This window comes from Actinomadura meyerae (assembly GCF_900188445.1).
Lineage (GTDB): Bacteria > Actinomycetota > Actinomycetes > Streptosporangiales > Streptosporangiaceae > Spirillospora > Spirillospora meyerae.
In genome coordinates, this window is record NZ_FZOR01000032.1 from 1 (window position 1) to 19,542 (window position 19,542).

Genomic DNA, 19,542 nt, shown 5'->3' on the forward strand with positions numbered 1-19,542 from the left:
CCCGCAACTGGCCCTGGGCCGACGCCTGGCGGCAGTTGTTCACCACCCTCCACGCCCCACCCGACAGCCGCTGACCTACCGTTATCCACCGCCCGCCAGGGCCCGACCGGAACCGAACACGTGGAAAAGCTGGACAGACCAGCCGATCACCCCTGCCCGCGGGCGGCCGACAACTCAACCGTCCTCCCGAAAAGACCGAGAGATCGACCTCGATACACCATCGGTGGATCGAGGCTAAGGGGCCGCTGTGGGCGGTGCCCTCGGCGCCGCCCACGGCCGCCCTTTCCGGGCTCGGCTATTCGACGACGTTGACCACGAAGTAGATGGGACGGGCGCCGGGGAGGAACTGCTGCCCGCGGCCGTCCACCATCTTCCAGCCGACCCAGCAGGAGCCCGGACGGCTCGGCGCGACGACGGGGACGCTGATGCGGACCCGCTTCCCCGGCGCGGTGTCGGGGACCCTAACCTTCCCGGGCGTCGAGCAGGTGCCGTTGTCGGCCGGGAGATCCGCCCTCTGCAGGAACCGGCCGTGCCACCGGGCGGTCCCGCTGTTCGCGATCTCCCACGTCTTCACGAAGCGCCGGCCGGCCTTCACCGACGTCCCGTCGGGAATGGTCACGTCGCGGACGAACGTGCTCCTGTCGCCGCTGACGAGGGGGCTGGGCGGCGGCGTCTCCCGGACCCCGGCGGCGCCCGCCCGGGGACGCACCTCCTCGTCGTCCCGCATCAGGTACCAGGACACCGCGCCGACGATCACCAGCCCGCCGCAGACCGCGGCGACGGCGGCGTGCCTGCGCGCCGGGCGCCCGCGCACCGGCCGGTCGGTGCCGTCGCCGGGCACCTCGACGATGTCGCGGTGCTCGTCCGCGCCGGCGCGGGCGTCCGGCTCCGCTCCGCTCGCGGACTCGGACCCGGGTTCCTCCTCGGCGCCGAGCGCGGCGGACCAGCGGGCGCGCCACTCCTCGACATCGCCGCCGCACGCCTCGACGAACGCCCTCGTCGTCGGCCAGCTCGGGAAGCGGATGCCCTTCGCCGCCTCGTGCAGCGTCGTGTGGCTGACGGTGCCCGCCCGGCCGGCCATCGTCCGGAACGCCGGGTTGCCCGCGGCGGCGCGCAGGTCGCGCAGGTCGGCGGCGAAGCGCTCCCGCCGCTCCCGCTTCTCTTCCGTCGGCTCTTCCGTCGGCGTCGAGCCGGCACCCTCGGCCAAGGCTTCCTCCAGTCGCGCCGTCCGCTGACGGGCAGGCATGATCTTGCAGAAGTCCCCTCCCCCGCGCAAGCACTGCGACTCCCCGCGGACCAAAGCCCCCGTGACGCCGCCGGTGAAGGGGCACCACGCCTCCGTAAACCTCGCGCCCTTGGCCGGTTCCGGCTATTTCCCCGCTCCGGACGTCAGTCCGCTCGCGCCGCGAAGGCGTCGAGAGCCCCGACGACCCGCCTGCGCATCGCCACGCTGCCCAGATGCCCCGCGTCCTCCACGACGACCAGTTCCGAGCCGGGCCAGGCCCTGCCGAGGTCCCAGGCCGTCCTGAGGGGACCGCCCATGTCGCGCCGCCCGTGGACGAGCACGCCCGGTATGTCCGCCAACCGGCCCGCCTCCCGCAGCAGTACCCCGTCGTCCAGCCACGCGCCATGGGCGAAGTAGCGGGCGCAGATGCGCACCAGCGCCAGCCGCGCCGTCGTCGGGCGGTCGCCGTACGGGTTCGCGGTGCCCCCCGTCTCCCCGAACAGGACGGTGTCCTCCCAGGCGCACCAGTCGGCCGCGACCTGCTCCCGCATGGAGGCGTCGGGATGCTCCATCAGGCGCGCGTAGGCGCTGACGACCTCGGCGCCCGTCGTGGCGCCGGGTGCGCGCGCGGCGAACCGCTCCCACTGTTCGGGGAAGAAGCGCCCGACTCCCCGGTACAGCCAGTCGATCTCCGACCGCCGGGTGGTGGTGACGGTCGCGATGACGATCTCCGAGACCCGTTCCGGGTACTGCTCGGCGTAGGCGAGCAGGAGCGTGGAGCCCCACGAACCGCCGAACAGCAGCCAGCGGTCGATGCCGAGGTGCTCGCGGAGCCGCTCCATGTCGGCGACCAGATGCCAGGTGGTGTTGTGCTCCAGGCCGGTCTCCGGGTCGCTCGCGTGCGGCGTGCTGCGCCCGCAGCCGCGCTGGTCGAACAGGACGACGCGGTAGCGCTCCGGATCGAAGTACTGGCGCATGCCGGGACGGCACCCCGACCCCGGGCCGCCGTGCACGACGAGCGCGGGCTTTCCCCGCGGATTCCCGCAGACCTCCCAGTACACCCGGTTGCCGTCACCGACATCGAGCATTCCCGTCTCGTAGGGCTCGCGCTCAGGGTGCATCTGCTCCGTTTCCCTCGATTCCGTGGTCGCCTTCGAACTCGTGTCCGCCTTCGAACTCGTGTCCGCCGGACGGGCGGGGGCGGTCGGCGATCACCATCGTCCAGGCGTAGAACTCCGCCGGTTCGCCGAGTTCGTCGCGGACGGCCCGGTCGACGACGGGGGCGTTGGCGGCGTTGAGGAGGTCGAACAGCCCGAGATGGACCCACTCCCACACCATCGCGTCGAAGTTGTAGGCGTGCATGAGCGGTGTGAGCCGCCGCCGGATTTCGGCCACCTCCCGTGAGGAGAATCCGGCGGCGTCCAATCGGGCGAGGGTGGCGCGTTCCTCTTCCGGCTCGAACCGGGTGTCGAGGAACGGTTCGAGGAGGTCGCCCCAGACGTCGAACCGGGATCTCCTGACGACGCCGTTACGCACGCAGAACCGTTCGAGCTCGGTCTTCTGCCGCAAGGGGAGGAACAGGGTCTCGCCGGAGGTCGTCCGTATCTCGGGCCGCATGGCCGTCCAATCGGCGTCGCGGATCAGTGCGGGCGTGACCACTCCGGCGGGATGGACGGTGGCGCCGCGAAAGCCGTACCGCTGGAAATGGATGCGGTCAACGCCGATGGTCGCCTCCATCGGTTCAGCGTGGCCCTTTCCAGGCGCACCGGGAAAGCGGCCGTGCTGTGAGATGCGCCTCCGCCGTCCGGTATCCCCCGCACGCTTTCGCGCGACCGGCTCACCACCTAGGGTGACCTGGACGACACGCAGGAGGCCAATCGGATGGACGCCGCGCAAGCTATTTCTCTGGTGGTGGAATGGATCCGCTCGCGCGGCCTGGACTACCCCACGACGGGATTGGCGGCGGACCGTTTCGCGGCGGGCTGGAGCGTGTACGCGCCGGTCGAGGTGGACGAGAGCGACCCGATGGCGTTCCTCGACCTCCCGGTGGGGCGGTCGGTGTTCCTGGTGGGCGACTCCGGCCGCGTCGAAGAGGTGTCGTCGTCGGTGCCGCCGCAGGTCGCGCAGGACGAGTTCACCGCGCGGGAGCGCGCCGTCCAGCCCGGCGACGACTCCCAGCCGCCGCAGGACACGTGGCCCCCGCGCGCCGGGCTGGACGCCGACGAGTACATGGCCGAGTTCGTCCGGTGGCTGGAGCAGGGCGGAGATCACGACGACCCCGCGACCGAGGACTTCACCATCGTCGGCCCCGAACCGGGCGGCGCGGGCGCGGCCGGCGCGGAGGCCGCGCGGCTGATCGAGCCGATCGTGCGGGAGCTGGCCGTGCTCGGGCCGCCGGGATGGGAGTGGCTGCGCGCGGAGTTCGCCTTCACCGTCTCCGCCGAGATCGCCCACCTCCGGTTCACCTCGCGCCGCCGAACGGTCGCCGCGCCGGTGCCGGAGTCGGTCTCCGCGCTCGTCCGCGACCAGCGGCTCGCCGCGGCGGAGATGCCCGCCGGGCCGTGGTGGCGGCTGCTGCTGACCGTCACCGACCGCGGAGAGACGACCGTGGGCTACGACTACGGCGACGGCCCGTTCCCCGACGACCAGCTCCTCTCGCCCGAGCACTACCTCAACGACCTGGAGGCGTTCCCCCGCCCCAACGTGGCGCCGTGGCTCGCGCGCTATATCGACGAGGCGGCCGACTTCCCCTACTGACCCTGCCCTGCTCTCCCCTGCCCTCCTGACCGCCGGGCGCCTCACCAGCTCAGCGGGAGGGAGTCCAGCCCGAGGACGAGGCTGGCGTGTTCGCGCGGAGTCTCCCCGGGCGTGATCCGGTAGTCGGGGATGCGCGCGTGCCACTCGGTCAGCGCGACCTGGAGTTCGAGGCGCGCGAGGTGCGTGCCGAGGCAGCGGTGCGGGCCCGCGCCGAAGCCCAGGTGGCGCGTCGGCGGACGGTCCAGGTCGACCGACGACGGCTCGTCGGGCACGGCGCGCGGGTCGCGGTTCGCCATCGCGAGCGGCAGCATGACCATCTCCCCGGCCTTCATCGGGCAGCCGTGCAGCTCGACGTCCCGGGTGAGGCGGCGCGCCGGCAGGACGATGGCGTACACGCGCATCATCTCCTCGACCATGTCGGGGACGCCGTCCGGGTCGGCGGCGACCCGGGCCCGGTCGGCGTCGTGCCCGGCCAGGTGCCAGAACATGTAGGACAGCTGCGACGCGACCGTGTCGAGACCGGCGATGAACAGCAGCGTGCACAGTTGCAGCAGCTCCTCGTCGGTGACGGGGCGCCCGTCGACGGTGAAGGCCGTCGCGGCGGTGACCAGGTCGTCGCGCGGGTGCGCCCGGCGGTCGGCGATCAGCTCGGTGAAGCAGGCGGCCACCTCGGCCATCGCGGCGGCCCGCCCGCCGCCGGACGGCGGCGCGTGCAGGATGGCGTACTCCCAGGCCAGGAACTCGTCGAGCCGCTCGATCGGCAGGCCCATCAGCTCCAGGAAGATGGTCGTGGGGTAGAGCCGGGCGAAGTCGGTCACGAAGTCGCAGGAGCCCTTGGCCACGAGGCCGTCGATCAGCCCGGCGCAGTGCCGGGTGATCCGGTCGCGGAGCGCGGCGGCGGCCACGGGGGTGAAGAACGGGCGGAGCAGGCGCCGCCACGTCGTGTGGATCGGCGGGTCCAGCATGACCGGGATCCACTGGAACGGCGGGTTCGGGTCGCTGATGGCGATGGCGCGGCTGGAGAACGTCTCCGGGTCCTGTAACGCGGCGAGGACGTCGTCGTAGCGGGTCAGCACCCAGAAGCCCTGCCCGGCGGTGCTGCGGAACGCCGGGCGCCGCTCGCGCAGCTCGTCGAGGCCCGGATGGGCCTGCCCGGCGGGCCTCGGACCGGCGAACGGGTCGAACGGGACTTCCATGGGAGCCTCCACCGCGAGACGGTTCGATCTTGCACGGAGCCTCATTGTGCGTGCCGCACCGTCGCGGCGACCAGCGGCGGCCGCCGGGCGGTCGGGCCGTGCGGGCTCCTCGAACCGACCGAAATAGACTGGGGCGGTCGGGGCAGGAGCGACGGAGGGGACCGCCACGGACGATTCGCTCGATGACGCCGCGTCGGTGTTCGCGGGGCTGCGGCCCCAGCTGTTCGGCATCGCGTACCAGATGCTCGGCAGCGCCGCCGAGGCGGAGGACGTCGTCCAGGAGACCTGGCTCCGCTGGCAGGGGGCGGACCGCGCGGACGTGCGCGACCCGGCCGCCTTCCTGGTGACGGTGGCGACCCGGCTGGCGATCAACGTCGTGCGGTCCGCGCGGAAGCGGCGCGAGCAGTACGCGGGCCCGTGGCTGCCCGAACCCGTGGACACCGCCAGGGGCCCGGAGGAGGGCGCCGAGCAGGCCGCGGACGTCGAACTGGCCGTCCTGCTGCTGCTGGAGCGGCTGTCCCCGCCGGAGCGGGCGGCGTACGTGCTGCGCGAGTCGTTCGACTACCCGTTCGCCGAGATCGCGGCGATCCTGCAGGTCACGGAGGCGAACGCGCGGCAGCTCGCCAGCCGGGCGCGGCGGCGGCTCGCCGCGGAGCGCCGCAACCCGGTGAGCCGGACCGAGCACCGGCGGCTGCTGGAGACGTTCATCGCCGCGGCCCGCACCGGCGACCTCGACGCGCTGGAGGAGCTGCTCGCCGAGGACGCGGTCAGCTACAGCGACGGCGGCGGCGCGGTCCGCGGCGCCGCGCGGATCCCGGTGGCCGGGCGCGAGCGGGTCGCGAGGTTCGTCGTGGCGTTCGCGCCCCGGTTCTGGCCGGGCGCGACGGTCGCGCTGGTCGAGGCGAACGGGCACCCCGCCGCACTGCTGACGCGGGACGGCACCCCGTTCGCGCTGCTGGCGATCGGCGCGTCGGACGCGGGCGTCGACCGGCTGCTGTGGGTGCTGAACCCGGCCAAGCTCCGCGGGTTCGCGGCCCGCGGCGCGGACGGCTGACGGCCGGCCGACCGGCGGAAAGGCCCTACAGGACCGCCCTACAGGAACGCCGGGCCGCGGTGCAGCAGCGCCTCGTACAGCATGTGCTGGATCTTCTCGCGGACGTGGTCGGTGATCTCGAAGACCGTCATCGGGTCGTCGGCGGCGTCCAGCCCGTACTCCTCCAGCGCCATCGGCGGGCCGAACTGGATCACCCACTTGGACGGCAGCGGGACGAGCCCGCCGAGCCCGAGCAGCGGGAACGTCGGCGTGATCGGGAAGTACGGCAGGCCGAGCAGCCGGGCCAGCGGCCGCAGATCCGCGATCTTGGGGTAGATCTCCTCCGCCCCGACGATGGCGCACGGGACGATCGGCACGCCGGCGCGCAGCGCCGTCCCGACGAAGCCGCCGCGGCCGAAGCGCTGCAGCCGGTACCGCTCGCTGAACGGCTTGCCGACGCCCTTGAACCCCTCCGGGAAGACCCCGACGAGCTCGCCCTTGGCGAGCAGGCGCGCCGCGTCCGCCTGGCTGGCGAGGGTGTGGCCGGCCTTGCGGGCCAGGTGGCCGAGCACCGGGATCTGGTAGACGAGGTCGGCGCCGAGGAGCCGGACGCAGCGGTCGGCGTTGTCGTGCAGCGCGACCGACAGCATCAGCGCGTCGAGCGGGATGGTACCCGAGTGGTTGGCGACGAGCAGGGCGCCGCCCTCCGGGACGTTCTCCAGGCCGGTCAGCTCGACGCGGAACCAGTGCTCGTACAGGGCGCGGGCGAGCGGCAGCAGGACGGTGGAGTTGAACTCGGGGTCGAAGCCGAACTCGTCCACCTCGTACTCGCCGGCCAGCCGGCGGCGCAGGAACGCCAGCCCCGACGCGATGCCGCGCTCCAGCGGATTCCCGCCCGGATCGCCCGAGCCGCCGGCCTCGCCGGACGCTCCGCCCTGCGGACCGTCGCCGTTCTCGCGGCGGCCGGTGCCGAGGGGGATGACCTGCGCGCCCTCGTCGTCGTCATCCAGGTGCCGGGCGTTCATCATCGGGGCTTCCCTTCAGGCGCGTCCGAGCAGGTGCGCGAGCCGGCCGTGGCCGCGGCCGAGGCCCTGCGCGGCGGCGAAGTCGGCGAACGCCGCCTCGGAGCTGTACTTGGGGCGCCACGCCAGCTCCTCCTCCAGCGCGGTGACGTCGATGACCCGGCCGTAGGTCAGCCAGCGCAGCAGCTCCGGCGAGAACCCCGACAGGCCCGCGAAGCGCCGCCCCATGTCGCCGAGCACCGAGATGGACGGCGACGGGACCGGCACGTACGGCCGCCCGGCCCGGCGGAGCGCCTGGGAGAGCAGCAGCACGCCCTCCCCGGCGACGTTGAAGCAGCCGGGGTGGTCCTCGGTGGTCATGCGGTGCAGCACCTCGACGCCGTCGTCCTCGTGGACGAACTGGAGCCGCGGGTCGAAGCCCAGCACGGTCGGGACGACCGGCAGGTGCAGGTACCGGGTGAACGGGGAGTCGACGCCGGGGCCGAGGAAGTTCGCGAACCGCAGCACCGACACGGTCAGGTCGGAGCGGCGCCGCATCAGCCCGCGGACGTAGCCCTCCACCTCGACCGCGTCCTTGGCGTAGCCGGAGCGCGGCGGCTCGGCCGGCTCGTCCCGCTCGGTGAACACGGCCGGGTCCATCGGCGACGACCCGTACACGGCGGCCGAGGACCGCACGACGAGCTTGCGCATGTCGGGCGAGCGCTGGCACGCCGCGAGCAGCTGCATCGTGCCGATGATGTTCAGCTCTTTGGCCTTCGCCCGGGAGGCGGACGAGGACGTCACCAGGTTGAGGTGCACCACGGTGTCCACCCCGGCCGACGCGATGATCTTCGCGATGCCGGGCGTCCGGATGTCGACGCGGACGAACTCGGTGCGTCCGAGGCTCTCGGTGGGCGGCACCGTGTCCACGCCGATCACGCGCTCGATGCCCGGGTCCGCCTGGAGCGCGTTCGCGACCCGCGCCCCCAGGAAACGGGACACGCCCGTGACGAGGACGACACGGGCCGCGGCGGTGGGCATGGAGGACACTGTGCGCCCCACCCCTTACGGCTGAGCTGCCGGTGTGATCACTTCTTGTTGCGGCGCTGGATGCGCGTCTTCTTCAGCAGCTTGCGGTGCTTCTTCTTCGCCATGCGCTTGCGACGCTTCTTGATGACAGAGCCCACGGGACCTCGCTCGGCGTATCGGGAGTGTGCAGGAGGCGGCCGCGCCGCAAGCGAGCATGGCTCGGTGAGCGCGCACGGTCCGCCGCCCAAGGGTACCGCCGAACAGGCGCAGATCACGCCGCGGCCCACCCGCGGCGCATCCCGCGGCGCGCGCGGCGTCCGGCACCGCGCGTCGCACGGCGCCGGGCACCGTCGCTCCGGGGCGGGCGGCCGTGCCGCCCGTCCCGCTCGGTGTCCGGACCGTCCCGCCGGATCGCGGAGCGCGGGGACCGCTCGCCCCCGTTCCCCGGACGCCGGCTCCGGTGGCCGCTTCGCGGCCGCCGGCCGGTCCTCGTCCTGCTTCCCCAGCTCCGGGACGGTCCGCGAGGATCGCCCCGGCGCCCCCTGCGCTGCCGGGTGTCGGGTTCGCGGCGGGGTCATGGCTCATGCCCCCGCCCCTACCCGCTATCCGGCTTCGATGTACGCGTCGCGCAGGTAGTCGTGTACGGCCTGCTCGGGAACCCGGAACGAGCGGCCCACACGGATGGCGGGAAGCTCGCCCGAGTGGACGAGGCGGTAGACGGTCATCTTGGACACCCGCATCACCGCCGCCACTTCGGCCACGGTCAGGAACCTGACCTCGCTCAGAGGTCGCTCGCCTGAGGTCATCGGACGCCCTCTTCCACACGTGCCGCGCACCGGCCCTTCGGGTGACTTTGATCACGCACGTGTACTTCTCCAGCGTAAATCGCGTATCGGCAGTCGCAAGAGGGGAGTTCCGCACATTTCCGTATCCCGACCTGACCACCGGGTGACAGTGCTGCTCCCGCACGCAGCGTGGACGAAACGGCACCGACCGTGTCATGGCGAACGGTTGTCAACCGGGACCCCGCCTTGACCTGCGGTTCCGCAGTCACCGATGGCGCCGGGCGAGCCCATGAGCCCCGCTACGGCCGCCCTGTCACACCGCGTGACAGGCGATGCGGGCGCCAGTCCCGCCCAGCCCGGAGGTAAGGGGGCTCAGTCCGCCGGGAGAAGCCCGGCGTGATCGAGGATGTAGGCGGTCAGCGGCGCGTAGTGGTGCGGGGAGACGCCGTCGTCCAGCGGCACGACCACGTCGATCTTGCCTTCGGCGGCGCCGGCGAACAGCGCCGGGTCGTTACAGTCCGCGAACCCCACGGTGTCGATGCCCGCCTGGCCGGCGGCGCCGGCCCAGCCGTGATCGGCGATGGCCAGATCCGGCCAGATATCAGGTTTAGCTTCCCCGGACCCCGCGAGAGCGCTATTGGCGGCCACGGGGGAGAGCTCGTAGAGCATGGCCTCCATCGGGTGCGGGTCGTGCGTGTGGTGCGTCCGGTGGTCGTCGCCCTCCAGCATCGCGACGCCCGGCTCGGCGTACACGATGCGGCGCAGCTCCGAGCCGCCGTAGCCGGTCTCGATCTCGTACGTCCAGCCGGCGGCGGGCGTCAGCACCCGGCAGCCCGCCCCGGCCAGCGCCCGCGCGACCGCCTGGTACAGCGGCGTCAGCGTCGCCGGATGGCCCGTCGCGACCACGACGTTCTCCCGGCGGCGGGCGGCCAGGCCGATGCGCTCGCCCATCGCCTCCAGCGTGTCGAGCGTGATATCGGGGTCGATGGTGTCGTCCCCGAAGATGTGCCCGGGGTCGGGGTTCACGCCGCAGCGCTCCACCATCATCTCCAGCACGGCGCGCTCCGTCCACGACGGCTTCAGCTCCAGGCCGAACTGGTAGTACGGGTTCCCGGCGGCCATCCGCCGGTAGTGCAGCAGGTTGTTCTGGCGCGGCGTCGCCACCTCGCCGGCGATCATCGTCCGGACGAGGTGGGCGCGCAGCTCGCCCCGGCTCGGTGCCGTCTCCATGGTCACGGGCCTCACTCGTCGCTCGTGGCTCGTCGTTCGTCGGTCTTCGGGTCGCCGCTGTTCGGGTCGCCGCTGTTCGGGTCGTGGCTCGCCCGCATCACACGTCGGTCATCGGGTCGAGGCCGTGCTCGGGGAACACCGCCCGCCGGGTCGCCAGGACCGCCTGGTCGACCGGGTTCGCCGGGTCGTAGCCGTCCCCCCACGTGGCGCCTTCCACCACCTCGGTCCCGTCCGTCATCCGGCGGGGGGCCACCTCGTCCGTGCGCAGCCGGACGAACTCGCGCCACGGCTCCGGGGTCGCGGTGTCCGGCGGGATGCGGCCGCCCGCCGCCTCGGCGAGCAGGTGCGTCCACGCGCGCGGGACGACCTGGACCAGCTCGTACCCGCCGCCGCCGGTGAGCACCCAGCGCCCTCCGGCGGTCTCGTGCGCCAGCCGGTGCAGCCGCTCGTAGGCCGTCCGCTGCCCGTCCACGCTGAGGATCAGATGCGCGAGCGGGTCGAGCGCGTGCCCGTCGGCGCCCTGCTGGGTGACGAGGACGTCGGGCCGGAACCGGTGCAGCAGCGGCGGGACGATCGCGTCGAACGCGCGCAGCCACGGCCGGTCGCCGGTGCCGGGCGGCAGCGAGATGTTGACGGACGTGCCCTCGGCGCCCGTCTCGTCGGGGAACCCGGTGCCGGGGAACAGCGTGCGCGGCGACTCGTGCAGGCTGATCGTCAGCACCCGCGGGTCGTCGTAGAACGCGGCCTGGACGCCGTCGCCGTGGTGGACGTCGATGTCGACGTAGGCGACGCGCTCGGCGCCGTTCTCCAGCAGCCAGGCGATCGCGATCGCGGGGTCGTTGTAGACGCAGAAGCCGCTGGCGGCGCCGGCGAGCGCGTGGTGCAGGCCGCCGGAGACGTTCGCGGCGTGCTCGGCCCCGCCCGTCCACACGGCCTCGGCGGCGGCCACCGACGCGCCCGCGACCAGGGCGGACGCCTCGTGCATGCCGAGGAAGATCGGGTTGTCGGTGGTACCGAGCCCGTGCCGCCCGTCGGGCAGCCCGGTCGTCCCGGCGTGCTTGACCGCCGCGATGTAGGACTCCTCGTGGACGAGCCGCAGCAGCTTGTCGCCGGCCGCCTCGAACGGCGACACGCGCACGTTGGGCCGGCTCAGGACGCCGAGCTCGCGCGCCAGCGCCATCGTCAGCTCGACGCGCACCGGGTTCATCGGATGCCCGGGGCCGAAGTCGTAGGAGATGAGCCGCTCGTCCCAGAAGATCGTCAATCCGCAGTTCTCGGGCTCGGAGGATGGGGACGAATCGGGACCGCTCATGACCTCACGGTATCGCGAGCGTCACGTGGCCTGGCTCACAGGCCGAGCGGCCCCCCGTGCCCATCCGGTGCCCGCCCGGCCCGCTTTCGGCAGTGTGACGTGAGTTACCCGCCAAAAACGGGCATACCGATCACACGACACGAAAACACCAAAGGGGGGTCCATGGACAGCCCGAGCGTTCGCAGCCGAGCGATCAGCAGCGCTCTGCGCCTGGGCGTCCGGCCTCTCCTGCAGTACCTCCCCGGCCACACCACCGGGCTCCGGACCGCCCGTTCCACGGTGGACGCCGCCTCATTACTGATGCGGCCCCACCCCGGTGTGCGGATCGAGGGACTGGACGAGCGGCAGGAGGAGGACGGCGAGGAACGCCAGGTCAGAGGCGAGTGGGTCGCCCCGCGCGACGCCGCCGAAGGCAGGCGGCCCCGCGGAGCCGTGCTCTACCTGCACGGCGGCGGCTACGTGGCCTGCTCGCCGCGCACCCACCGGCCGATGACGTCGCGGCTCGCGCACGACACCGGGCTGCCCGTCCTCGCGCTGCGGTACCGGCTGGCGCCCGAGCACCCGTTCCCGGCGCCGCTGGAGGACGCCGTCGCCGCGTACCGGTGGCTGCTCGCGCGGGGCGTGCCCGCGTCCCGCATCGTGATCGCGGGCGACTCGGCCGGCGGCCACCTCGCCGCCGTGCTCGCCGGGGAGATCTGCCGGCTGGAACTGCCGAACCCCGCCGGGATCACGCTGTTCTCCCCGTGGGTGGACCTGACCTGCGAGCTGTCCATCCAGGCGCAGGAGCGCGCCCGCGACCCGTACATCAGCGCCGCCTCCGCGCGGCGGATCGCGCGGCTCGTGGTGGGCCCGGCCGGTTTCGACGACCCGCGGCTCGCCCTGCTGACCTGCGCGTGGACGGACATGCCGCCCGTCCTCATCCAGGTCGGCGGCGCCGAGGTGCTGCGCACCGAGGCCGAGGCGTTCGCCGAGGCGCTGCGCGAGGCCGGCGGGGACTGCGAGCTCCAGGTCTGGAACGGCCAGATGCACGTCTTCCAGATCCTTAACCGCGTCCTGCCCGAGGCCGGCGAGGCGATGGACCACGCGGCCCGCTTCATCCAGTCCGTCACCGGCAAGCCGAAAGGGCGCACCAAGGCGGCCTAGCGTCCGGCGCGACGGAGGGACGGGCCTGCGGCCAGCAGCGGGCCGTGGCTAGAAGCGGCCCGCGGCCTCGGGCTCCAGGGCGTCCTCCTCCGAGCGGCGGCGACCGCCCGCCACGAAGAACCCGGCCAGCGCGGCCAGCGCGGCGCCGCCCTCACCCACCAGGCTGATCGTCTTGTCGAGGTACCAGACGGGCTCGTGCATGTCGGGCAGCGGGCCGAGCGCGCCGGGGTCGGCGTAGTAGTAGAGGACGACGGCGCCGGCCGCGCTCGCCGCGACGAGGAACGCCAGCGCGTACGCCCAGCGGGACGCGTAGGTGAGGACGATGACGGCGACCACCCCCGCGACCGCCGCCTGGATCCGGAAGAGGTCGTCGCCTCCGATGGACCCGCCCTCGACGTAGGCCATGTCGGGCGCGAACATCCAGTGCACGATCGCGTCGGCCGCCAGCCCGGCGGCGACGATCAGGCGGAGTATGAGTCCCATACCCCTAACACGAGTCCGCCCCCATGACCGGCTCAATGTTCAAAGATGAACTTTTCATGAGAACCGCCGCGGGCGGGGTGGGCACGGGCGGAGGGGCGCTTCGTCAGCCGCTCGCGAGCTCGCGGCCCCGGTTGCGGGCCGCCTCGATGGCCTCCAGCACCGCGGCGCGGACGCCGTGCCGCTCCAGCTCCCGGATCGCCGAGATCGTCGTCCCGCCCGGCGAGGTCACCGCCTCGCGCAGCAATACCGGGTGCTCGCCGGAGTCGCGCAGCATCACCGCCGCGCCGACCGCCGACTGGATCACCATCTCCAGCGCGGCGGCGCGCGGCATGCCGAGCAGGATGCCGGCGTCCACCATCGCCTCGACCAGGTAGTAGAAGTACGCGGGGCCGCTGCCGGACAGGGCCGTCGCGCCGTCCTGCAGCGACTCGGGGATGCGCAGCACCTTCCCGACCGGGGACAGCAGCTCCTCGGCCAGCTTCAGGTGCTCCTCCGCCGCGTGCGACCCGGGCGAGATCACGCTCATCGCCTCGTCCACGTGCACCGGCGTGTTCGACATGACCCGCACGACCGGGACGCCGTCCGGCAGCCTCGCCTCGATGAACCCGGTGGTGATGCCGGCCGCCATCGAGACCACCAGCCGGCCGGGCGGCACGTGCGCGCCGATCTCCTCCAGCAGGGCGCCCATGTCCTGCGGCTTCACCGCGAGGACCAGGGTCTCCGCCGTCGCCGCGGCCTCCGCGTTCGGCACGACCTCGACGCCGTACCGCTCGCGCAGCAGCGCGCCGCGCTCCTCCCGGCGCGCGGTCGCCATCAGCTCGGACGGGCGGCGGCCGGCCCGGAGCACCCCGGACAGCAGCGCCTCGCCCATCTTCCCGGCACCCAGAATCGCGATCATCGGCATACCTTGACGTGGGGATTCAACGACCGGTCCAGCCTATCGGCCGGGTCAGGAGCGCCTGGCGAGGGAGCGCGCGAAGAGGCGCAGGTTGGCCGGACGTTCCGCCATGCGGCGCATGAAGTACTCGTACCACTCGGGCCCGTAGGGGACGTAGGTGCGCACCTGCGCGCCCTGCGCGGCCAGCCTGCGCTGCTCCTGCGAGCGCACGCCGTACAGCATCTGGTACTCGAACGTGCCCGGGTCGCGCTCGTGCAGGACCGACAGTGCCTCGGCGATCTCGATGAGCCGGGGGTCGTGGGTGGCGATCATCGGGTAGCCCTTGCCCGCCATCAGGACCTTCATACAGCGGACGTACGACCTGTCGATCTCTTCCTTGTCGGAGAAGGCCACCGATGCGGGAGCCGCGTACGCGCCCTTGCACAGCCTTACCCGCGAACCCTCGTAGGCCAGTTCCGTGCAGTACTCCTCTGCCCGCCGCAGATACGCCTGGACGACGGCCCCCACGTCCGGGTGGTCGCGCCGCAGTTCCTGGACGATCCGGAGGTTCGAATCGACGGTGGTGTGCTCCTCCGTGTCGATGGTCACCGTCGTACCGGCGTCACGTGCGGCCGTGCAGACGCGTCTGGCGTTCTCCAGGGCGAGGTCTTCGCCGAGGGACTGACCGATGGCCGACAGCTTCAGCGACACCTCGGCGCGCACACCGAGACCGGCCTCCCCCAGCCGTTCCAGCAGCTCGACGTAGCGCCGGACGTTCGCCTCGGCACCCCCCTCGTCCTGCATGTCCTCGCCCAGGACGTCCAGGGTGACGAGCCTGCCCTCGCCGATGAGCCGCTCCGTGACGCGCGCGGCGTCCTCGATGGTCTCGCCCGCGATGAAGCGCCGGACGACGTCGCCGGTGAACGGCGCGGTCTCCACCAGCCTGCGCGCGCCGCCGCTGCGCGACGCGGCGAGCAACGCCTGACGAAGCACTGTGCGCACCCCCCGGTCCTCGTCCGTGCCTCCGCGTCCCAGGTTAAGCCCGCGGCCGCGCGGAGATCACGAGACGGTGCCGAGGCTGTTGCCGCCGCCGTGCCGCTGGACGTACTCGGCCATGCGCGCGGACTTGACCGCCTCGAACAGCTGCTTCGACTTCGCCGGATCCAGCAGCACGACGCTCTGCTTGGCGCGCGTCCCGGTGCCTTTGAACGGCAGCGTCATGAACACCACGTCCGAGGCGCGGACGCTGCGCATGCTCAACACCAGCGACCGCAGGTGGCCGCCCGACACGCCGTCGTCCACGCTGATCGACTTGGTGAGCGCGGACAGGAACCGGTCCAGCTTGAGCGGGTTGGTGAGCGTGCCGCGGTCGGCGGCCTGCTTGGCGAGGGCGCCGAGGAACGCCTGCTGGCGCTTGATCCGGTCGAAGTCGCCATTCGGCAGGTTGTAGCGCTGGCGGACGAACAGCAGCGCCTCCTCGCCGTCCAGCTTCTGCCTGCCCGCCGTCCACTGCTTCTTGCGGGCCGGGTCGTACACGCTCTGCTTGATGTTGACGGTGACGCCGCCGAGCGCGTCCGTCATCGTCTTGAACCCCTCGAAGTCGATCGCGCCGTAGTGGTCGATCCGGATCCCGGTGAGGCCCTCCAGCGTCTCGATCAGCAGCTTCGGCCCGCCGAACGAGAACGCCGCGTTGATCTTCTGCTTGCCGTAGCCGGGGATCTCCACCCACGAGTCGCGCGGGAAGGAGATGATGTACGCCTTCTTCCGGTCCGCGGGCAGGTGCAGCAGCATGATCGTGTCGGTGCGCTGCTGGCCCGGCTTCCAGACGTCGTTGCCCTCGCCGGTCGTGGCGCTCTCCGCGCGCGAGTCGGACCCGACGAGCAGCCAGTTCTCGGTGCCCTCCACGTTCCGCTCCGGACGGTTCGGGCCCTCGCCCGGCATGACGTTCTTCTGCCGGTCGATGTTGCCGAGGTAGGACGACTGGCGCTGCCACGCCAGGCCGCCGATCCCGGCCGCGAGCAGCGCGACGAACACGCCCACGGCGATCAGGACGCGCGGCCACCGGCGCTTGCGCTGCCGCTCCGCGCCGTCGGCGCCCGCCCAGAACGCGTCGTCGGCCTCGGACTTCCCCGCCGCCTGCGGCGGGGGCCCCTCCCCCGGCGGCGGGGGCGCGGCCGCGTGCGGCGCTGCCTGCTGCCCTGCCTGGGGCCCCTGCGACCCGGGATGTTCTGGCGCGGTCATGGCGCAGAAGCTACCAGCAGGATCGACCGGGGATGGCCCACTTCGCCCTGCCTGTCCGGGTTGGCCGCAGGCTAGGCGGTGCGGCGCCGGAGCGTGACCGCGCCCAGCACCAGCGCCCCGACCGTGAAGGCGGCGATGACGACCACGTCCACCACCAAGGTGCCGGTGAAGTCGGGCCGGGCACTGATCTCTTGCATGCCCTCCACCGCGTACGACAGCGGCAGGACGTCCGCGATGGCCCGCAGCCAGGACGCCATGTCCTCGCGCGGGACGATCAGCCCGCACAGCAGCGTCTGCGGCAGGACGAACGCGGGCATGAACTGGACGGCCTGGAACTCGGTCCGCGCGAACGCGCTGGCGAACAGGCCGAGCGCCATGCCGAGCAGGGCGTCCAGGACGGAGACGAGCACCAGCGAGCCGAGCGAGCCGGTCAGGTCGAGGCCCAGCCACGTCAGCGAGATCGCCAGCACCACCGCGATCTGGACCAGCGCGATCAGCCCGAACGCGAGCGCGTAGCCGAGCAGCAGGTCGAGCTTGCCGAGCGGCATGGTCATCAGCCGCTCCAGGGTGCCGCTCGTCCGCTCCCGGAGGGTGGCGACGCTGGCGACGACGAACATCACGATGAACGGGAACAGCCCGAGCAGCATCGGGCCGATCCGGTCGAAGAGCATCGGCTCGTCGAACACGTAGCGCAGCAGGATCATCAGCAGCGCCGGCACGCCGATGAGCAGCCCGAGCGTGCGGTGGTCGTGCCTGAGCTGCGCCAGGATGCGCCGCGTCGTGGCGAGCGTGATCGCCGTGTTCATGTCGGACTCCCGGCCCTCTCGGTGATCAGGTGCAGGAACGCCGCCTCGAGGTCGGGCGTGCCGGTGCGGGCGCGCAGCCCCTCCGGGGTGCCGTCGGCGAGGACGGCGCCCTCGCGCATCAGCAGCAGCCGGTCGGTGCGGCCCGCCTCGTCCATCACGTGGCTGGACACCACGAGCGTCGCGCCCTGGTCGGCCAGCTCGCGGAACAGCTCCCACAGCTCCTGCCGCAGCACCGGATCGAGGCCCACGGTCGGCTCGTCCAGGACGACGAGCTCCGGCGAGCCGAGCAGCGCCACGGCGAGGTTGACGCGGCTGAGCTGCCCGCCGGACAGCGTCGCCGCCGTCTGGTCGCGGCTGCGGCCGAGCCCGACCTCGTCGATGACGCGGTCGACGTCCGAGCGCGGCGCGCGCAGCACGGACGCGAAGTAGCGCAGGTTCTCGGCGACGGTGAGGTCGGCGTACACGGCGGGCGACTGCGTCGCGTACCCGACGCGGTGCCGCAGCCCCGCCGACCCGGCGGGCTCGCCGAGCACGGTCACGGTGCCGCCCGCCACGATCTGGACGCCGACGAGCGCCCGGATCAGCGTGGTCTTCCCGCAGCCGCTCGGGCCGAGCAGCCCGACGATCGAACCGCGCGGGATGTCGAAGGTGAGCCCGTGCAGCACCTCCCGGCCGCCGCGCACGACCCGCAGGTCCCGGACCCGGACCGCCGGCTCGGCCGCACCCTCCGGACTAAAACTCATCATGTGTTGAATTTAAGCGCGCGGTGGTCCCCGGTCAAGACGTGGGCATGGAGCACCCGGGGGAATGCGCGGGGAGCGGGACGGTCAGCCCGTCAGGTAGCGCTGGACGGCCGGGGCGACCAGCTCGATCAGCTCGTCCTCCGTGGCGGAGGCCATCGGCTCGATGCGCAGCACGTACCGCAGGATCATCAGCCCGATCATCTGCCCGGCCGCCGCCTGGATCCCGAGCGGCGGCGCCTGGGTCGCCTCCTTCGCCTTCCCGAACAGGGCGACCGTGACGAACTCGCGCAGCAGCGCCGCCGCCCGCTCGTTCGTCATCGCGGAGCGGAGCATCGCCAGCATCGGCGCGCGGCGGTCGTCGTCGCCCCACACGTCCAGGAACGTGCGGACCATCGTCTCGCCGAGCTTGTCGTGCGGCGACGCCATGATGCGCGGCAGGATGAAGGACGGGTCCACCGGGAAGCGCATCGCCTCGATGAACACGCCCTCCTTGCTGCCGAAGAAGTGGTGGACGAGCGCGGGGTCGACCCCGGCGGCGCGCGCGATCGCGCGCAGCGACGCCCCGTCGTAGCCCTTCTCGGCGAACAGGTCCCGGGCCGCGGCGAGGATCTTCTCCCGCGTCTCGGTCGGGCCGGGGCGCCGCCCGGGGCCCCGGCCGCGGCGCCCGGCGGCCTGCGTCACCGCACGCCCCGGCGGGTGATCTCCCCGGCCGGCGTGACCTCCCAGGTGTGCGCGGAGGCGGCCAGGTGCAGGCGGGCGAACGCCAGGGCCTCGGCGAGGTCCTCCATCCGCTCGACCCGGCTGGACGCGCGCCGCGTGTTCACTTCGAGGACGACGTGCCCCCGGAAACCGCCCTCGGCGAGGTTCTCCAGCATCGGCCCGCACGGCTGGTTGCCCCGCCCAGGGACGAGATGCTCGTCCTTGTTCGTGATGCCCACGCCGTCGGCGAGGTGGATGTGCCGCAGGCGGTCGCCCAGGGCCCCGGCCATGTCGACGGCGTCCGACCCCGACACCGCGGTGTGGGACAGGTCGAGCGTGACGTACGGGTAGTCCTGGTCGACGGGGTTCCAGTCGGGCAGGTACATGCCCGCCTCGGCACCGCGCGCCTTGAGCGGGAACATGTTCTCCACCGCGAACAGGACGTCCGTCTCCTCCTGCATGCGGGCGAGGCCCTCGACGAACTCCTTGGCGTAGTCGCGCTGCCACCGGAACGGCGGGTGGACGACGACGACCTCCGCGCCCAGCTCCTCGGCGACCTCCTTGGAGCGGATGAGCTTGCCCCACGGCTCGCGCCCCCACACGCGCTGCGTGAGCAGCAGGCAGGGCGCGTGGATCGACTTGATCGGAACCTGGTGGTAGTCGGACAGCCGGCGCAGGACGTTCAGGTCCTGCGAGGAGGCGTCCGTGGAGACCATGACCTCGATGCCGTCGTAGCCCAGCAGCGCGGCGATCTCGAACGCGCTCGGTACCTTCTCGGGGTAGACCGACGCGGTGGAGAGCGTGATCGGCGCGTCCGGTACCCGGAGAGCCGGTGTACTGACGCCGTTGTGCTGCGGGGTCAAGGCTTCCTCGCCAGGAATGATCGCTCGACGATGTTCATCAGGTTCGCAAGGCAAAGCCTATGCGGCGGCGGCGCGGATGAAACAACCGGCCGGAGTGATCCTGGACGCGTCGCCGCGCG

At 72.6% G+C, this 19,542-nt stretch carries 21 protein-coding genes; 3 read left to right on the plus strand and 18 right to left on the minus strand.

Going from position 1 to position 19,542, the window contains the following annotated elements:
- Window positions 1-295: 295 nt before the first annotated feature.
- The 3 genes from CHF16_RS27525 to CHF16_RS27535 all read right to left on the minus strand — a co-directional run bounded on the left by CHF16_RS27525 (window position 296) and on the right by CHF16_RS27535 (window position 3,121).
- Window positions 296-1,207 (minus strand): NBR1-Ig-like domain-containing protein, encoded by a 912-nt coding sequence (locus CHF16_RS27525; protein WP_143228143.1) that lies wholly within the window; start codon window positions 1,205-1,207, stop codon window positions 296-298.
- Between the two features lie 182 nt (window positions 1,208-1,389).
- Window positions 1,390-2,346 carry a prolyl aminopeptidase gene (pip, locus tag CHF16_RS27530; protein ID WP_089329052.1) on the minus strand — a complete coding sequence of 319 codons (957 nt, stop codon included), beginning with the start codon at window positions 2,344-2,346 and terminating at the stop codon, window positions 1,390-1,392.
- Entirely contained in the window at window positions 2,336-3,121 is a 786-nt protein-coding gene (locus CHF16_RS27535; protein WP_143228144.1) for a hypothetical protein, read from the minus strand. The genes pip and CHF16_RS27535 overlap by 11 nt, the downstream gene beginning before the upstream one ends.
- On the opposite strand from CHF16_RS27535, the gene CHF16_RS40995 reads away from it, so the two are divergent.
- Window positions 3,107-3,982 carry a hypothetical protein gene (locus tag CHF16_RS40995; protein WP_218826866.1) on the plus strand — a complete coding sequence of 292 codons (876 nt, stop codon included), beginning with the start codon at window positions 3,107-3,109 and terminating at the stop codon, window positions 3,980-3,982. The two genes, CHF16_RS27535 and CHF16_RS40995, sit on opposite strands and share 15 nt — an antisense overlap.
- A 41-nt stretch (window positions 3,983-4,023) precedes the next feature.
- Here CHF16_RS40995 and CHF16_RS27545 read toward each other — a convergent pair whose 3' ends face one another.
- Entirely contained in the window at window positions 4,024-5,178 is a 1,155-nt protein-coding gene (locus CHF16_RS27545) for a cytochrome P450 (RefSeq protein ID WP_089329054.1), read from the minus strand.
- A 196-nt stretch (window positions 5,179-5,374) separates the two neighbouring features.
- Here CHF16_RS27545 and CHF16_RS27550 point away from each other — a divergent pair, with 196 nt between their 5' ends.
- Window positions 5,375-6,232: an RNA polymerase sigma-70 factor gene (locus tag CHF16_RS27550; RefSeq protein WP_089329055.1), complete on the plus strand. Its 858-nt coding sequence runs from the start codon at window positions 5,375-5,377 to the stop codon at window positions 6,230-6,232.
- Between the two features lie 38 nt (window positions 6,233-6,270).
- Here the strand turns inward: CHF16_RS27550 and CHF16_RS27555 are convergent, their stop codons facing one another.
- The 6 genes from CHF16_RS27555 to CHF16_RS27580 all read right to left on the minus strand — a co-directional run bounded on the left by CHF16_RS27555 (window position 6,271) and on the right by CHF16_RS27580 (window position 11,568).
- Window positions 6,271-7,239, minus strand: coding sequence for a lysophospholipid acyltransferase family protein (locus CHF16_RS27555; protein ID WP_425427517.1), 969 nt, complete (start codon window positions 7,237-7,239; stop codon window positions 6,271-6,273).
- A 12-nt stretch (window positions 7,240-7,251) separates the two neighbouring features.
- Window positions 7,252-8,253, minus strand: a complete 1,002-nt coding sequence (locus CHF16_RS27560; RefSeq protein WP_089329056.1) for an NAD-dependent epimerase/dehydratase family protein — start codon at window positions 8,251-8,253, stop codon at window positions 7,252-7,254.
- Between the two features lie 47 nt (window positions 8,254-8,300).
- A complete protein-coding gene (locus CHF16_RS27565; protein WP_018654693.1) occupies window positions 8,301-8,399 on the minus strand; it encodes a 30S ribosomal protein bS22 in 99 nt (32 codons plus the stop codon).
- 444 nt (window positions 8,400-8,843) lie between these two features.
- A complete protein-coding gene (locus tag CHF16_RS27570) occupies window positions 8,844-9,047 on the minus strand; it encodes a helix-turn-helix domain-containing protein (RefSeq protein WP_021591693.1) in 204 nt (67 codons plus the stop codon).
- Window positions 9,048-9,398: 351 nt separating this feature from the next.
- On the minus strand, window positions 9,399-10,256 hold the full coding sequence (locus CHF16_RS27575) for a phosphatase (protein WP_089329057.1): 858 nt from the start codon (window positions 10,254-10,256) through the stop codon (window positions 9,399-9,401).
- 97 nt (window positions 10,257-10,353) lie between these two features.
- Complete coding sequence (locus tag CHF16_RS27580) at window positions 10,354-11,568, minus strand: acetoin utilization protein AcuC (RefSeq protein WP_179271727.1); 1,215 nt, start codon at window positions 11,566-11,568, stop codon at window positions 10,354-10,356.
- Between the two features lie 162 nt (window positions 11,569-11,730).
- Here CHF16_RS27580 and CHF16_RS27585 point away from each other — a divergent pair, with 162 nt between their 5' ends.
- Entirely contained in the window at window positions 11,731-12,711 is a 981-nt protein-coding gene (locus tag CHF16_RS27585) for an alpha/beta hydrolase (protein WP_089329058.1), read from the plus strand.
- A gap of 48 nt (window positions 12,712-12,759) precedes the next feature.
- Here the strand turns inward: CHF16_RS27585 and CHF16_RS27590 are convergent, their stop codons facing one another.
- The 8 genes from CHF16_RS27590 to CHF16_RS27625 all read right to left on the minus strand — a co-directional run bounded on the left by CHF16_RS27590 (window position 12,760) and on the right by CHF16_RS27625 (window position 19,423).
- Window positions 12,760-13,194: a hypothetical protein gene (locus CHF16_RS27590; RefSeq protein WP_179271728.1), complete on the minus strand. Its 435-nt coding sequence runs from the start codon at window positions 13,192-13,194 to the stop codon at window positions 12,760-12,762.
- Between the two features lie 103 nt (window positions 13,195-13,297).
- Complete coding sequence (proC, locus tag CHF16_RS27595; protein WP_089329118.1) at window positions 13,298-14,092, minus strand: pyrroline-5-carboxylate reductase; 795 nt, start codon at window positions 14,090-14,092, stop codon at window positions 13,298-13,300.
- Between the two features lie 51 nt (window positions 14,093-14,143).
- Entirely contained in the window at window positions 14,144-15,064 is a 921-nt protein-coding gene (locus CHF16_RS27600) for a proline dehydrogenase family protein (RefSeq protein WP_089329059.1), read from the minus strand.
- Window positions 15,065-15,130: 66 nt separating this feature from the next.
- Window positions 15,131-16,312: an LCP family protein gene (locus CHF16_RS27605; RefSeq protein WP_089329060.1), complete on the minus strand. Its 1,182-nt coding sequence runs from the start codon at window positions 16,310-16,312 to the stop codon at window positions 15,131-15,133.
- Between the two features lie 71 nt (window positions 16,313-16,383).
- Window positions 16,384-17,118 carry an ABC transporter permease gene (locus tag CHF16_RS27610; protein ID WP_089329061.1) on the minus strand — a complete coding sequence of 245 codons (735 nt, stop codon included), beginning with the start codon at window positions 17,116-17,118 and terminating at the stop codon, window positions 16,384-16,386.
- Window positions 17,115-17,864 carry an ABC transporter ATP-binding protein gene (locus CHF16_RS27615; RefSeq protein ID WP_089329062.1) on the minus strand — a complete coding sequence of 250 codons (750 nt, stop codon included), beginning with the start codon at window positions 17,862-17,864 and terminating at the stop codon, window positions 17,115-17,117. The genes CHF16_RS27610 and CHF16_RS27615 overlap by 4 nt, the downstream gene beginning before the upstream one ends.
- Window positions 17,865-17,945: 81 nt before the next feature.
- Window positions 17,946-18,542, minus strand: coding sequence for a TetR/AcrR family transcriptional regulator (locus CHF16_RS41950; protein WP_089329063.1), 597 nt, complete (start codon window positions 18,540-18,542; stop codon window positions 17,946-17,948).
- Window positions 18,539-19,423 carry a sugar phosphate isomerase/epimerase family protein gene (locus tag CHF16_RS27625; RefSeq protein ID WP_089329064.1) on the minus strand — a complete coding sequence of 295 codons (885 nt, stop codon included), beginning with the start codon at window positions 19,421-19,423 and terminating at the stop codon, window positions 18,539-18,541. The genes CHF16_RS41950 and CHF16_RS27625 overlap by 4 nt, the downstream gene beginning before the upstream one ends.
- Between the last annotated feature and the right edge of the window lie 119 nt (window positions 19,424-19,542).

Bases quoted from the DNA above. Each gene is read 5' to 3' on its own strand.
- pip (WP_089329052.1), bottom strand. From the start codon at position 2,346: ATGCACCCTGAGCGCGAGCCCTACGAGACGGGAATGCTCGATGTCGGT.
- CHF16_RS40995 (WP_218826866.1), top strand. From the start codon at position 3,107: ATGGACGCCGCGCAAGCTATTTCTCTGGTGGTGGAATGGATCCGCTCG.
- CHF16_RS27545 (WP_089329054.1), bottom strand. From the start codon at position 5,178: ATGGAAGTCCCGTTCGACCCGTTCGCCGGTCCGAGGCCCGCCGGGCAG.
- CHF16_RS27555 (WP_425427517.1), bottom strand. From the start codon at position 7,239: ATGATGAACGCCCGGCACCTGGATGACGACGACGAGGGCGCGCAGGTC.
- CHF16_RS27560 (WP_089329056.1), bottom strand. From the start codon at position 8,253: ATGCCCACCGCCGCGGCCCGTGTCGTCCTCGTCACGGGCGTGTCCCGT.
- CHF16_RS27570 (WP_021591693.1), bottom strand. From the start codon at position 9,047: ATGACCTCAGGCGAGCGACCTCTGAGCGAGGTCAGGTTCCTGACCGTG.
- CHF16_RS27575 (WP_089329057.1), bottom strand. From the start codon at position 10,256: ATGGAGACGGCACCGAGCCGGGGCGAGCTGCGCGCCCACCTCGTCCGG.
- CHF16_RS27580 (WP_179271727.1), bottom strand. From the start codon at position 11,568: ATGAGCGGTCCCGATTCGTCCCCATCCTCCGAGCCCGAGAACTGCGGA.
- CHF16_RS27585 (WP_089329058.1), top strand. From the start codon at position 11,731: ATGGACAGCCCGAGCGTTCGCAGCCGAGCGATCAGCAGCGCTCTGCGC.
- CHF16_RS27590 (WP_179271728.1), bottom strand. From the start codon at position 13,194: ATGGGACTCATACTCCGCCTGATCGTCGCCGCCGGGCTGGCGGCCGAC.
- proC (WP_089329118.1), bottom strand. From the start codon at position 14,092: ATGATCGCGATTCTGGGTGCCGGGAAGATGGGCGAGGCGCTGCTGTCC.
- CHF16_RS27605 (WP_089329060.1), bottom strand. From the start codon at position 16,312: ATGACCGCGCCAGAACATCCCGGGTCGCAGGGGCCCCAGGCAGGGCAG.
- CHF16_RS27610 (WP_089329061.1), bottom strand. From the start codon at position 17,118: ATGAACACGGCGATCACGCTCGCCACGACGCGGCGCATCCTGGCGCAG.
- CHF16_RS27615 (WP_089329062.1), bottom strand. From the start codon at position 17,864: ATGATGAGTTTTAGTCCGGAGGGTGCGGCCGAGCCGGCGGTCCGGGTC.